General features: G+C 61.2%; 9 protein-coding genes. 7 read left to right on the plus strand and 2 right to left on the minus strand.

Annotation, left to right across the window (positions count from 1 at the left end):
* Nucleotides 1-20 precede the first annotated feature (20 nt).
* Both J2Y86_RS28250 and J2Y86_RS28255 read right to left on the minus strand, forming a co-directional pair.
* On the minus strand, nucleotides 21-3,299 hold the full coding sequence (locus J2Y86_RS28250; protein WP_253439294.1) for a PAS domain S-box protein: 3,279 nt from the start codon (nucleotides 3,297-3,299) through the stop codon (nucleotides 21-23).
* Nucleotides 3,300-3,365: 66 nt separating this feature from the next.
* A complete protein-coding gene (locus J2Y86_RS28255; RefSeq protein ID WP_253439296.1) occupies nucleotides 3,366-4,256 on the minus strand; it encodes a LysR family transcriptional regulator in 891 nt (296 codons plus the stop codon).
* A 147-nt stretch (nucleotides 4,257-4,403) separates the two neighbouring features.
* On the opposite strand from J2Y86_RS28255, the gene leuC reads away from it, so the two are divergent.
* From leuC to J2Y86_RS28290, 7 genes are all read left to right on the plus strand, one after another.
* Nucleotides 4,404-5,822: a 3-isopropylmalate dehydratase large subunit gene (gene leuC / locus J2Y86_RS28260; RefSeq protein ID WP_253439298.1), complete on the plus strand. Its 1,419-nt coding sequence runs from the start codon at nucleotides 4,404-4,406 to the stop codon at nucleotides 5,820-5,822.
* Nucleotides 5,823-5,832: 10 nt separating this feature from the next.
* The gene (leuD, locus tag J2Y86_RS28265) at nucleotides 5,833-6,477 is read left to right on the plus strand and encodes a 3-isopropylmalate dehydratase small subunit (RefSeq protein ID WP_253439300.1); all 645 of its coding nucleotides are present in this window, start codon (nucleotides 5,833-5,835) and stop codon (nucleotides 6,475-6,477) included.
* Between the two features lie 148 nt (nucleotides 6,478-6,625).
* The gene (locus J2Y86_RS28270; RefSeq protein ID WP_253439302.1) at nucleotides 6,626-7,393 is read left to right on the plus strand and encodes a class I SAM-dependent methyltransferase; all 768 of its coding nucleotides are present in this window, start codon (nucleotides 6,626-6,628) and stop codon (nucleotides 7,391-7,393) included.
* A 51-nt stretch (nucleotides 7,394-7,444) separates the two neighbouring features.
* Nucleotides 7,445-8,527 (plus strand): 3-isopropylmalate dehydrogenase, encoded by a 1,083-nt coding sequence (gene leuB, locus J2Y86_RS28275; protein WP_253439304.1) that lies wholly within the window; start codon nucleotides 7,445-7,447, stop codon nucleotides 8,525-8,527.
* Between the two features lie 69 nt (nucleotides 8,528-8,596).
* Nucleotides 8,597-9,709, plus strand: a complete 1,113-nt coding sequence (asd, locus tag J2Y86_RS28280) for an aspartate-semialdehyde dehydrogenase (RefSeq protein WP_046026895.1) — start codon at nucleotides 8,597-8,599, stop codon at nucleotides 9,707-9,709.
* Nucleotides 9,710-9,963: 254 nt separating this feature from the next.
* Entirely contained in the window at nucleotides 9,964-10,974 is a 1,011-nt protein-coding gene (locus J2Y86_RS28285; RefSeq protein ID WP_253439306.1) for an aspartate-semialdehyde dehydrogenase, read from the plus strand.
* 207 nt (nucleotides 10,975-11,181) lie between these two features.
* Nucleotides 11,182-13,809, plus strand: coding sequence for a FimV/HubP family polar landmark protein (locus J2Y86_RS28290; RefSeq protein WP_253439308.1), 2,628 nt, complete (start codon nucleotides 11,182-11,184; stop codon nucleotides 13,807-13,809).
* Nucleotides 13,810-13,814: the final 5 nt, after the last annotated feature.

Genomic DNA, 13,814 nt, shown 5'->3' on the forward strand with positions numbered 1-13,814 from the left:
GGCGCCCTTTTTTGTGCTCGTCATTTGAGCAGCTTCTGAAACGCCTCCACCGGCAGCGGCGAGCTGTGCAAATACCCCTGATAAAAATGGCAGCCCAGCCCCTGCAAGAATTCAAGCTGCTCCGGGGTCTCTACCCCTTCGGCAATCACTTTCAATTCCAGGCTGCGGGCCATGGCGACGATGGCGCGGATGATTTCGGCGTCGTTGGGGTCGGTGGTGGCGTCGCGGATGAATGACTGGTCGATTTTCAGCGTGTCGACCGGCAGTCGCTTGAGGTAGGTCAGCGAGGAATAACCGGTGCCGAAGTCGTCCATGGCGAAGCTCACACCGAGTTTTTTCAGGCGCCGCATTTTGCTGATGGTGTCTTCCAGATTCTGGATGACGATGCCTTCGGTGATTTCCAGTTTCAGCAACGAGCAGGGGAGGCCGTGGCTGACGAGGCTGTGCTCGATGCGTTCGACGAAATCGTTCTGGCGGAATTGCCGCGGGCTGATGTTCACGCACAAACTGAAATCCAATGGGTCGATCAGGCCCTTGGCGATCAGCTTTTTGAAGGCCGCGCACACTTCCTCGACGATCCAAGTGCCGACCTCCAGAATCAACCCGCTGTCTTCCAGCACCTTGATGAATTCGGTCGGCGATTGTGCGCCGAGTTCCGGGTGGCACCAGCGCACCAGCGCTTCGGCGCCGACGATGCGGTTGTCGCGAGCATCCACTTGCGGCTGGTAATGCACCTCGAACTCGCCCCGGGAAAGGGCCAGGCGCAAGTCGGTTTCCATGCGCAGGCGTTCACTGGCGGCCTTCTGCATGGTGTTGTGGTACATCTGCGTGGTGTTACGCCCGGAATCCTTGGCCCGATAAAGCGCGATGTCGGCGCGTTTAAGCAAGTCGGTCGGGGTCGAGCCGTGATCGGGAATCAGCGCGATGCCGATACTCGGCGTCACTTGCAGGCGTTGACCATCAAGGAACATCGGTTCGGACAACAGTTCGCGCAAGGTGTCCGCGAGCTCGCGGACCTGGGCGCTGACTTCGTTGTGCGAACCTTCCAGGCCACTGAGCAACACCACGAATTCGTCTCCGCCGAGTCGCGCAACAGTGTCTTCCATGCGCACGCTGGCTTCAAGGCGGGCGGTGATGATCTTCAGCACCGTGTCGCCCACCGGGTGGCCGAGCGAGTCGTTGATGTGCTTGAAATGGTCGAGATCGAGAAACATCAAGGCGCCGCGCAGATTGTGGCGTTTGAGCAGGGCGATCTGCTGGCTCAGGCGGTCCATCAACAGTGCACGGTTCGGCAGGTTGGTCAGCGGGTCGTGGTAGGCCAGGTGGCGGATCTGCGCTTCGGCGTTTTTCAGCAGGCTGACGTCACGCGCGGTCAGCAGCAGGCACGCGGTTTCGTTGAGCGTGATCGGTTCCACCGACACTTCGACGGTCAGCAGTTCACCGCGCTTGTTGCGGCCGAGCATCTCCTGGTGATGCACCCGGCCCTTGATCTGTATCTCGGCCAGCAGCGCCGAGCGTTGTTTTTCTTCAGCCCAGATGCCGACCTGGTAAACCGTGCGGCCGACCACCTCATCGGCTCGGTAGCCGGTCAGTCGGCAGAAACCGTCGTTGACCTCCAGATAGCGCCCGGTGTCGCGTTCCGTGATGGTGATGGCGTCGGGGCTGGAGTGGAAGGCCTTGGCGAACTTCTCTTCGCTGGCCTTGAGCGCCGCTTCCGAGCGTTGTTGCTGGGTGATGTCGCGCAGGGTGGTGACGATGCACGGCTGGTCGCCAACGCTGATCTGGCGGCTGGAAATCACGCAGGTCAGCGATTGGCCGTCCTTGTGTTGCACCAGGATCGCCACGTTGTTCAGGCCCTGCTCGCGGATGACCTGCTCGATCCTTCGCAGGCTTTTTGCCGACGCGTCCCACAGGCCGATTTCATCGGCGCTACGGCCAATCACTTCGGCGGTGCTCCAACCGAAGGTCTGGGTGAAACTGGAATTGATTTCGATGAACTGGCCGGTGTCCTGGCGAGTCACGCAGATCGGGTCCGGGCTGACCTGGAACAGGGTGGCAAACTTCTCTTCGGAGGCGACCAGCTTCTGTTCGCGTTCGACCTGATCGGTGATGTCCAGCAAGGTGCCGGCCATGCGCAACGGGGCGCCGTTTTCATCGCGGTAGAGGCGGGCGCGGCTTTCCAGGTAGCGCGAAGTGCCATCCTCGAGTTGCACGCGGTAGGTCAGCTGATAGTTGCCCGCCGGGCCTTCGCGCAGGCTGCGATAGGCATCGCGCATGCTGTCGCGCTCTTCGCCGGGCACGCCTTCGAAAAACTCTTCGAACGACTCATGGAACGGTATGGGATCCAGCCCGTGCAGTTGCGCGGCCCGGGCCGAGCCGTAAAGCATGCCGCTGGGAATGTGCCAGTCCCAGGTGCCGAGCTGTGCCGAGTCCAGCGCCAGGTCGAGGCGTTCCTGGCTGTCTTTCAGGGCGAGCTCGGCGACTTTGCGCTCGGTGGTGTCGAGAAAGGTGCTGAGCAGATAGGGCTGGCCTTCGAGCTCGACTTTCTGTGCGCTGAGGATGCCGTCATGAACCTGGCCGTTGCTGGCGCGAAACTGCACTTCCATGCTGACCAGCTCGCCTTTGGCCTTGGTCGCCTTGACCAGTTTCTCCCGTTGCTCCGGGTGCACCCACAAGCCTAGTTCAAGGGTGGTGCGGCCAATTGCGTTTTGCACCGGCCAGCCGAACAGGCTTTCGAAATACTGGTTGGCCTCGGTGATCAGGCCGTCTTCCTGGCGGGTCAGCAGAACCATGTTCGGGCACAGGTGAAACAGCGTTGCGAAGCGTTTTTCCGAACTGCTCAGTGCCTGTTCGCGCTGGCGCTGGTGGGTGATCTCGCGGATCACCCCGATCATGCGCGGCCGACCGTGTTTATCCGGCAGTAAACTGCCGTTGATCTCCAGCCAGTGCAGGCTGCCGTCGGGCCAGCGGATGCGGTGGTGCATCGCCTGCTCCAGCGGGGCGCCGGCGATCACGGCGTGGAACGCGCGAATGGTTTTGGCCCGGTCTTCGGGGGGCAACAGGTCAAGGTATTCCAGGTCGGCCGGCAATGGCTGCCGGGGATCGAAGCCGAATAACGCCTGCGTGCCCCGCGACCAACTGATCTGCCCGCGCTCGATGTCCCAGTACCACGCGCCCAACCTTGCGCCGTTGAGGGCGGCCAGCAACTGTGGCGCGCTTTCCCAACTTTGCTCGGACCGTTTCGGGTCTAGCGCCTGTATACGTGGCATCGGCGGAATACGGTCAACAGATTTCGGCATTGGCAGGCCTTGGGCTGAATTGGGCGTTAGGCACAGGAGTTCGCGGCTCTATAGGAGTAGCACAAGTTAGCCTGGAGTCCCTGGCAGATCGATTTGTGCATCCAGCAAGGCCATAAAAGCCCGTGCCGCGTTCGACAGCGTCCGTTCGGTATGCAAGATATAGCCTAGCTGGCGAGTCAGTTGTATGCCCGGCAAAGGTATTCGTGCAACTTGATCGTCGAGCATGGTGCGCGGCAACACGCTCCAGGCCAGGCCGATCGAGACCATCATCTTGATGGTTTCCAGATAATTCGTGCTCATGGCGATGTTCGGCGTCAAGCCTTGCGCTTCAAACAGGCGCTGGACGATATGGTGAGTAAAGGTGTTGCCGCCGGGAAACACGGCTGGATGCAGGGCAATGTCCGCCAGGGTCACAGCGCCATTGCTGATCAATGAGTGCTCCGGGGCGACCACGAAATCCAGCGGGTCGTCCCACACCGGGGTGGCCTTGACCAGGGCGTGTGGCTCGGGCGCGAGGGTGATGACCGCCAGTTCGGCGCGGCCGTGGAGAATTTCTTCGTAGGCCACTTCCGAATCGAGGAACTGAATATCCAGCGCGACTTGTGGGTAGCGGCGAGTGAACTCCCTTAATAAGGGCGGCAAACGGTGCAGGCCGATGTGGTGACTGGTGGCCAGGGTCAGGCGGCCGCTCACTTCACCGGTCAGGTTGGTCAGGGCGCGGCGGGTGTCGTCCAGCACATTCAGAATCTGATAAGCCCGTGGCAGCAGGGCGCGACCGGCCTCCGTCAGGCCGACTTCGCGGCCCAGTCGGTCAAACAGGCGCACCTTCAATTGCTGCTCCAGCCCGGCAATGCGTTTGCTGATCGCCGGTTGTGTCAGGTGCAGCCGTTCGCCGGCGCCGGAGAAGCTTCCAGTCTCGGCGATGGCAATAAAGGCATTGAGGTTGGCGAGGTCCATTGCTGTATTCCAGTTGGTTATCCAAAGCATAAAAAATATGAATTTGAGTTATTTAATGTAACCCCCTAGGATCGACCTCACAAGCCAAAGGGTTATTGAAATTCTCAAGACCCGGGGCATAGAAACAAGCTGATGAGGAACCGTCTGATGGCCGGCAAAACGCTCTACGACAAGCTCTGGGATTCGCATTTGGTCAAGCAGCGCGACGATGGCTCTGCGCTGATCTACATCGATCGTCACATCATCCACGAAGTGACCTCGCCGCAAGCCTTTGAAGGCCTGCGTCTGGCCGGGCGCAAGCCTTGGCGCATCGATGCCAACATCGCGACCCCGGACCACAACGTACCGACCACGCCGGAGCGCAAGGGCGGCATTGAAGCCATTGTCGACCAGGTCTCGCGTTTGCAGGTTCAGACCCTCGACGACAACTGCGATGAATATGGCATCGTCGAATTCAAGATGAATGATGTGCGTCAAGGCATCGTGCACGTGATCGGCCCGGAGCAGGGCGCGACCTTGCCGGGCATGACCGTGGTCTGCGGCGACTCCCACACCTCGACCCACGGCGCCTTCGGTGCTCTGGCTCACGGTATCGGCACTTCCGAGGTCGAGCACGTGCTCGCCACCCAGTGCCTGGTCGCCAAGAAAATGAAGAACATGCTGGTGTCGGTCGAAGGCAAACTGCCGTTCGGCGTGACCGCCAAGGACATCGTTCTCGCGGTCATCGGCAAGATCGGCACCGCTGGCGGTAACGGCCATGCGATCGAGTTCGCCGGTAGCGCGATTCGCGATCTGTCGGTCGAAGGCCGCATGACCATCTGCAACATGTCCATCGAGGCCGGCGCTCGCGTAGGCCTGGTAGCGGCAGATGAAAAAACCGTGGCCTACGTGAAGGGCCGTCCATTTGCCCCGAAAGGCGCGGAATGGGACTTGGCCGTCGAAGCCTGGAAAGACCTGGTGACTGATAAAGACGCCAAATTCGACACCATCGTCGAGCTCGACGCGACCCAGATCAAACCGCAAGTCAGCTGGGGCACTTCGCCTGAGATGGTATTGGCCGTTGACCAGAACGTTCCCGATCCTGCGAAGGAAATGGACCTGGTCAAGCGCGGTTCCATCGAGCGCGCCTTGAAATACATGGGTTTGACCGCCAATCAGGCGATCACCGACATCCAGCTCGACCGTGTATTCATCGGTTCCTGCACCAACTCGCGGATCGAAGATTTGCGCGCTGCCGCCGTCATCGCCAAGGGCCGCAAAGTGGCTTCGACCATCAAGCAGGCCATCGTGGTGCCGGGCTCGGGTCTGGTGAAGGCGCAGGCGGAATCCGAAGGCCTGGACAAGATTTTCCTCGACGCCGGTTTCGAATGGCGCGAGCCGGGTTGCTCGATGTGCCTGGCGATGAACCCGGACCGTTTGGAGTCGGGCGAGCATTGCGCGTCGACCTCCAACCGTAACTTCGAAGGCCGTCAGGGCGCCGGTGGTCGTACCCACCTCGTGAGCCCGGCCATGGCCGCCGCCGCCGCGGTGAACGGTCGTTTCGTCGACGTCCGTGAATTGATCTAAGGAGCGCAGCATGAAAGCTTTTACCCAGCACACTGGTCTTGTCGCGCCTCTGGATCGTGCCAACGTCGACACCGACCAGATCATCCCGAAGCAGTTCTTGAAGTCGATCAAGCGCACCGGTTTTGGCCCGAACCTGTTCGATGAGTGGCGTTATCTGGATGTGGGGCAGCCGTATCAGGACAACTCCAAGCGTCCGTTGAACAAGGACTTCGTCCTCAACGCCGAGCGTTATCAAGGCGCCAGCGTGTTGCTGGCCCGCGAAAACTTCGGTTGCGGCTCCAGCCGCGAGCACGCGCCGTGGGCGCTGGAAGAGTACGGTTTCCGCAGCATCATCGCGCCGAGCTACGCCGACATCTTCTTCAACAACAGCTTCAAGAACGGCTTGCTGCCGATCATCTTGAGCGACGCCGAGGTGGATGAGCTGTTTCAGCAGGTTGAAGCGAGTCCTGGCTACCAGTTGCAAGTCGATCTGGAAGCCCAGACCGTGACCCGTCCGGACGGCAAAGTGTTGAGTTTCGAAATCGACGCGTTCCGTAAGCATTGCCTGCTCAATGGCCTGGATGATATCGGCCTGACCTTGCAGGACCATGAGGCGATTGCAACGTTTGAAACCAAGCATCGGGCGAGCCAGCCTTGGTTGTTTCGCGATGCTTGATTGAGCTGAAATTTATGTAGACAGGGCCGGCCTCTTCGCGAGCAAGCCCGCTCCCACATTTGAAATGCATTCCCCTGTGGGAGCGGGCTTGCTCGCGAAGGCGGCAGTTCCGGCAACACAAGGCTAAACCTTAAAAAAGGAATTCCCCATGACCAGCACCGCCCAACACTCTCAGGTTGTACAAAAGCAATTCGGTGAACAGGCCGCGGCCTACCTGAGCAGCGCCGTTCACGCTCAAGGCACCGAATTCGCACTGCTACAAGCCGAAGTGGCCGGGCAGGGCGATGCCCGGGTGCTGGACCTGGGTTGCGGCGCCGGTCATGTGAGTTTCCACGTGGCCTCGCTGGTGAAAGAAGTGGTGGCCTACGACCTGTCGCAGCAAATGCTCGACGTGGTTGCCGCCGCAGCCGTTGATCGGGGTTTTAGCAATGTGACCACGGTCCTCGGCGCCGCCGAACGCCTGCCGTTCGCCGATGGCGAGTTCGATTTCGTCTTCAGCCGTTATTCGGCGCACCATTGGAGCGATCTCGGCCTGGCCCTGCGCGAAGTCCGTCGGGTGCTGAAGCCGGGCGGCGTGGCGGCGTTCGTCGACGTGTTGTCACCGGGCAGCCCGTTGTTCGACACTTACCTGCAAAGCGTCGAAGTGCTGCGCGACACCAGCCATGTGCGCGATTATTCCGCCGGCGAGTGGTTGCGTCAGGTCAGCGAGGCGGGGTTGCACACTCGCAGCACCACGCGCCAACGCCTGCGTCTGGAATACACCTCCTGGGTTGAGCGCATGCGCACACCTGAAGTGATGCGCGCCGCGATCCGTGAGTTGCAGCAGTCGATGGGCAACGAAGTGCGCGAATATTTTGAGATTGAGGCCGATGGTTCGTTCAGTACCGATGTGCTGGTACTGATGGCCGAACGATAGAATTTTTCCGGGTGCGCCCAAGGGCGCACCGACTGATGACATGAGGAAAGCATGAGCAAGCAGATTCTGATTCTCCCGGGTGACGGCATTGGTCCGGAAATCATGGCCGAGGCGGTCAAGGTGCTGGAACTGGCCAACGACAAGTACAGCCTGGGCTTCGAGCTGAGCCACGACGTGATCGGCGGCGCCGCGATCGACAAGCACGGCGTGCCGCTGGCCGACGAAACCCTGGAGCGTGCCCGCGCAGCCGACGCTGTCTTGCTGGGCGCCGTGGGCGGCCCGAAATGGGACGCCATCGAACGTGACATCCGCCCTGAGCGCGGCCTGCTGAAGATTCGTGCGCAACTGGGCCTGTTCGGCAACCTGCGCCCGGCGATCCTGTACCCGCAACTGGCCGAGGCTTCCAGCCTGAAAGCCGAAATCGTTTCCGGTCTGGACATCCTGATCGTTCGCGAACTGACCGGCGGTATCTACTTCGGCGCGCCACGCGGCACCCGCACCCTGGAAAACGGCGAGCGCCAGTCCTACGACACGCTGCCTTACAGCGAAAGCGAAATCCGCCGTATCGCCCGGGTCGGTTTCGACATGGCCATGGTGCGCGGCAAGAAGCTGTGCTCGGTGGACAAGGCCAACGTCCTGGCTTCCAGCCAGTTGTGGCGTGAAATCGTCGAGGAAGTGGCCAAGGATTACCCGCAAGTCGAGCTGAGCCACATGTACGTCGACAACGCCGCCATGCAGCTGGTGCGTGCACCGAAGCAGTTCGACGTGATCGTCACCGACAACATGTTCGGCGACATTCTGTCCGACCAGGCGTCGATGCTCACCGGTTCCATCGGCATGCTGCCGTCGGCGTCCCTGGACACCCACAACAAGGGCATGTACGAGCCTTGCCATGGCTCTGCGCCGGACATCGCGGGCAAGGGCATCGCCAACCCGCTGGCGACCATTTTGTCGGTGTCGATGATGTTGCGCTACAGCTTCAACCAGCAGGGCGCGGCGGATGCGATCGAGAAAGCCGTCAGTCTGGTTCTGGACCAGGGCCTGCGAACGGGTGACATCTGGTCGGCCGGTTGCACTAAAGTCGGTACGCAGGAAATGGGTGACGCAGTAGTCGCCGCGCTGCGGAATCTGTAATCTCTCGGGCCCGCTGCAACTTTCACTCTTGAAAGCAGCGGCCCACTTTTTAAAGAAGGTGTAGTTGCGATGAAACGTGTAGGTCTGATCGGTTGGCGCGGTATGGTCGGTTCCGTGCTCATGCAGCGGATGCTGGAAGAGCAGGATTTCGATCTTATCGAGCCGGTGTTTTTCACCACTTCGAATGTCGGTGGCCAAGGCCCGTCCGTGGGCAAGGACATTGCTCCGCTCAAGGACGCTTACAGCATTGAAGAGCTGAAAACCCTCGACGTGATTCTGACCTGCCAGGGTGGCGACTACACCAGCGAAGTCTTCCCGAAGCTGCGCGAAGCCGGCTGGCAAGGTTACTGGATCGACGCCGCTTCCAGCCTGCGCATGCAGGATGACGCGGTGATCGTGCTGGACCCGGTGAACCGCAAGGTCATCGACCAGCAGCTCGACGCGGGCACCAAGAACTACATCGGCGGCAACTGCACCGTCAGCCTGATGCTGATGGGCCTGGGCGGTCTGTTCGAAGCCGGTCTGGTCGAGTGGATGAGCGCCATGACTTATCAGGCGGCCTCCGGTGCCGGCGCGCAGAACATGCGTGAACTGATCAAGCAGATGGGCGCGACCCACGCCGCTGTCGCCGATCAACTGGCCGACCCGGCCAGCGCGATCCTCGACATCGACCGCCGTGTCGCCGAAGCCATGCGCAGCGACGCGTACCCGACCGAAAACTTCGGCGTACCGCTGGCCGGCAGCCTGATCCCGTGGATCGACAAGGAACTGCCGAACGGCCAGAGCCGCGAAGAGTGGAAGGCCCAGGCCGAGACCAACAAGATCCTCGGTCGCTTCAAGAGCCCGATCCCGGTGGACGGCATCTGCGTGCGCATCGGCGCCATGCGCTGCCACAGCCAGGCGCTGACCATCAAGTTGAACAAAGACGTGCCGATCGCCGACATCGAAGGGCTGATCAGCCAGCACAACCCTTGGGTCAAACTGGTGCCGAACAACCGCGACATCAGCATGCAGGAGCTGAGCCCGACCAAGGTTACCGGCACCCTGAATGTTCCGGTGGGTCGTCTGCGCAAGCTGAACATGGGTTCGCAGTTCGTCGGCGCGTTCACCGTCGGCGACCAGCTGCTGTGGGGCGCGGCCGAACCGCTGCGTCGCATGCTGCGGATTCTGCTTGAGCGTTGATGGATTGAAGCAATGAAAGAACCCGCGCCTTGAAAGAGGTGCGGGTTTTTTTATGCCTTGTTGGGTGTCAGCTCCGCCGCCATCGCGGGCAAGCCCGCTCCCACAAGGTTTGTGTCGTGCGAAAGTTTGGGGGCAACACAAAACCTGTGGGAGCGGGCTTGCCCGCGATGAGGCCGGTACAGACGCCACATAATTGCCTGCACGCCACCCACCCGGTAAAGTGCCGCTCCCCCCGTTTCGCCAGAGGTAGAACCATGAGCCAGTCCTTTGATATTGCCGTGATCGGCGCCACCGGTACTGTCGGCGAAACGCTGGTGCAGATTCTCGAAGAACGCGATTTTCCGGTCGGCAACCTGCACCTGTTGGCCAGCAGCGAGTCCGCCGGGCATTCGGTGCCGTTTCGCGGCAAGAACGTGCGGGTGCGGGAAGTCGATGAATTCGACTTCAGCAAAGTGCAATTGGTGTTTTTCGCCGCAGGCCCGGCGGTGACCTTGAGTTTCGTCGCGCGCGCCACGGCCGCCGGGTGCTCGCTGATCGATCTGTCCGGCGCCTTGCCGTCCGACCAGGCGCCGCAAGTAGTGCCGGAAGCCAATGCCGAGGTGTTGGCGGGTCTGAAAAAACCGTTCCAGGTCAGCAGCCCAAGCCCGTCGGCCACCACATTGGCCGTGGTGCTCGCGCCGTTGCTCGGTTTGCTTGACCTGCAACGCGTCAATGTGACTGCCAGCCTGGCGGTTTCTGCCCAAGGTCGCGAAGCCGTCACTGAACTGGCCCGGCAAACCGCCGAACTGCTCAATGTGCGTCCGCTGGAGCCGACTTTTTTCGATCGGCAGATGGCTTTCAACCTGTTGGCGCAAGTCGGCAAGCCCGATGATCAAGGCCATACGCTGCTGGAAAAACGTCTGGTGCGTGAGCTGCGTCAGGTCATGGCGTTGCCTTCATTGAAGATTTCCGTCACTTGCATTCAAGCCCCGGTGTTTTTTGGCGATAGCTTTAACGTGACCTTGCAGTCAGCGAGCGCTGTGGACCTGGCAAAAATCAACGAAGCGCTGGAAGACGCGCCGGGTATCGAGCTGGTGGAAGCCGGCGATTACCCGACCGCGGTAGGCGACGCGGTAGGGCAGGATGTGGTCTACGTCGGTCGGGTTCGCGCTGGAATCGACGACCCGTCGGAACTTAATTTGTGGCTGACGTCAGATAACGTACGCAAAGGGGCGGCGCTCAATGCTGTGCAGGTGGCTGAATTGTTGATAAAAGACCTGCTGTAAAAGATACTTGCAGTAATTTGCAGAATGATTCTGGCCGGGCGCCATGCCTGGCCGGATTGCTGAAGGCGAGTCACCCTGCGGGGCTTTCCGGGGCATGACAGAAATGATCGCGCGCGACGACCCTTCGCCGCCGCGCGCAATGCCTTACGGCAGCGACTATCAATACCTTCTCGCTGGCCGAGGAATGTTCAAACAAAGGATGAGGCTATGGTTCAAGTTCGCAAACTGGTGTTAGCAATAGCGGCCGCCTCGGCGCTGTCCTCCGGTATGGCGCATGCCCTCGGACTCGGGGAGCTGACCCTGAAGTCGTCGGTGAACCAGCCGCTGGTGGCGGAAATCGAGTTGCTCGACGTCCAGGACCTCACCGCTGCCGAAGTGGTGCCGAGCCTGGCGTATCCTGAAGACTTCATCAGGGCCGGTGTCGACCGTCAGGCATTTCTCAATGATCTGAGCTTCACTCCGGTGCTCAACCCCAGTGGCAAAAGCATTCTGCGTGTGACATCCAGCAAGCCGCTGTCCGAACCGATGTTTAAATTTCTGGTTCAAGTGACGTGGCCCAACGGTCGCCTGCTGCGCGATTACAGCGTGCTGCTCGATCCGTCCAAATTCTCGCCGCAAACCGCTGACGCGGCTGCGCAACCGGCACCGACCCAGACGGTCACTGCACCCGTGACCGGCGCCGCCACGCCGACCCAATACACCACCACGCCACGGGATACCCTCTGGGAAATCGCCGCGAAGGCGCGCAATGGCGGCTCGGTCCAGCAAACCATGCTGGCCATCCAGGCGCTGAACCCGGATGCGTTCATCAACGGCAACATCAACCTGCTGAAGACCGGCCAGGTCCTGCGCCTGCCGGATCAGACGCAAGCCACCAGCGTGCCGCAACCCAAGGCCATTGCTGAAGTCGCGGCGCAGAACACCGCGTGGCGGCAGGGTCGTCGTTATGTAGCGAAGCCCGGGACCGGGCAGCAGCAACTCGACGCGACCAAACGCGCTCGCGGTGAAGGCGCTCCTGCGCAGCCTGCCAAGGACAATTTGAGCCTGGTGTCCGCCGAGACCGGCAAAGCGGGTGGCAAAGGTGCGGGCGGTGATGCCAAGGCCTTGAGCAACAAGCTGGCCGTGACCCAGGAAAGCCTCGACACGACCCGTCGTGACAACGCTGAACTGAAAAGCCGCATGACCGATCTGCAAAGCCAGCTGGACAAGCTGCAACGCCTGATCGAACTGAAGAACAATCAACTGGCCAAGTTGCAGGCTGAAGGGTCTGCTGGCGCGCCGGCTGCTGCGACGACGGCTCCGGCCATCTCGGCCGAATTGAGCCCGAGCCCAGCACCTGTCGCAGCCACGCCGGCAACACCAGCCCCTGAGGCCACCCCGGCCCCGGCCGAGACGCCGATCGAACCCGCGCCTGCGACATCCGACGAGCAGAAATTCAACGAACTGCTGACCAATCCGTGGTTGCTGGGCATGGTCGGTGGCGGAGCGGTGGTTGTGCTGCTGTTGCTGCTGTTACTGGCCCGTCGCCGCAAAGCCCAGCAGGAAGCCGAGAAACACCTGCGCATGGCCCGTGCCTTGTCCGAGGAGCAGGAGTTCTCCGTTGATCAGGATCTGCCGGAAAGCAGCTTCGAAGGTCTGGAAGTTCCTCCGCCAAGCGTGAAGCTTGCGACCGCGCCGGCTCCTGCTCCTGCACCAGCGCCGACCCCTGCACCAGCTCCGGCTCCGGTAATTGCGCCAGTAGTGGTGACGCCGCCGATCGCTGCGCCACTGGTCGCGCCTGCCGCTGAACGCGATGACGACGTACTGGCCAACGCGCAGTCGCACATGGCGGCCGGTCGCCTGAATCAGGCGGCTGCGTTGCTGGAAGACGGCATCAAGCAAGAGCCTCAGCGCAGTGATCTGCGTCTGAAGCTGATGGAAGTCTACGGTCAGCAGGGCGATCGCGATGCGTTCGTGGCCCAGGAGCGTCAGCTCGTGGCCAACGGCGAAAACTTCGCCCGTGTCGAAGAACTGAAAACCCGCTTCCCGGCCATGGCTGTCATCGCGGCCGGTGGCCTGGCTGCAGCGGCCGTCGCTGCGGAACTGGACGCCCAGTACGTCCAGGATCTGTTGAAGGACGAGCCCGAAGCACCGGCACCGGCACTGGCCGATGACGACTTCGACAGCGCGTTTGATCTGAGCCTGGATGATCTGGAAACGGCCTCTCCTGCGGTGGTTGCACCTGAGTCGACGCCTGCACCAGAAGCGTTGGCCGAACTGGAAGAGTTCCCGCTGGACGACGACCTGAGCTTTGAGTCGGTTCTGCAGCAGCAGACCGAAATCAAGGAAAACCTCGACGACCTGTCTGACTTCGACCTGGACATGGACCTCGGTGCCACGCCTTCGCCGGCAACGCTGGCCGAAGACGATTTCCTGTTGAGCCTGGATGACGACGTCAAGGACTTGCCTGTTGCCGAAACACCGGCCGTCCCTGAGGTTCCACTGGATGATCTGGAGCTTCCGGCGGATTTCGATCTGTCGCTGGCCGATGAAATGGACGCTCCGGATGCCTTCGCGGCCGAGCTGGATGACGTCAACGCCGAACTGGATCGTCTGTCCCAGAGCATTGGCGAACCGACCTTCACGGCAGAAGACGCCTTGGCTTCCGCCGCTGACGAGCCGGAATTCGATTTCCTCTCCGGCACCGACGAAGTCGCCACCAAGCTCGATCTGGCCCAGGCCTACATCGACATGGGCGACGCCGACGGCGCGCGGGACATCCTCAACGAAGTCGTGACCGAGGGTGATGCGGGTCAGAAGAGCGAAGCCAAGGAAATGCTTGCGCGTCTGGCTTGATTGAT

The sequence above is a fragment of the Pseudomonas migulae genome (assembly GCF_024169315.1).
GTDB classification, from domain to species: domain Bacteria; phylum Pseudomonadota; class Gammaproteobacteria; order Pseudomonadales; family Pseudomonadaceae; genus Aquipseudomonas; species Aquipseudomonas migulae_B.

Coding starts and splice junctions, on each gene's coding strand:
- J2Y86_RS28250 (WP_253439294.1), bottom strand. CDS start 3,299: ATGCCGAAATCTGTTGACCGTATTCCGCCGATGCCACGTATACAGGCG.
- leuC (WP_253439298.1), top strand. CDS start 4,404: ATGGCCGGCAAAACGCTCTACGACAAGCTCTGGGATTCGCATTTGGTC.
- J2Y86_RS28285 (WP_253439306.1), top strand. CDS start 9,964: ATGAGCCAGTCCTTTGATATTGCCGTGATCGGCGCCACCGGTACTGTC.
- asd (WP_046026895.1), top strand. CDS start 8,597: ATGAAACGTGTAGGTCTGATCGGTTGGCGCGGTATGGTCGGTTCCGTG.
- J2Y86_RS28290 (WP_253439308.1), top strand. CDS start 11,182: ATGGTTCAAGTTCGCAAACTGGTGTTAGCAATAGCGGCCGCCTCGGCG.
- leuD (WP_253439300.1), top strand. CDS start 5,833: ATGAAAGCTTTTACCCAGCACACTGGTCTTGTCGCGCCTCTGGATCGT.
- J2Y86_RS28255 (WP_253439296.1), bottom strand. CDS start 4,256: ATGGACCTCGCCAACCTCAATGCCTTTATTGCCATCGCCGAGACTGGA.
- J2Y86_RS28270 (WP_253439302.1), top strand. CDS start 6,626: ATGACCAGCACCGCCCAACACTCTCAGGTTGTACAAAAGCAATTCGGT.
- leuB (WP_253439304.1), top strand. CDS start 7,445: ATGAGCAAGCAGATTCTGATTCTCCCGGGTGACGGCATTGGTCCGGAA.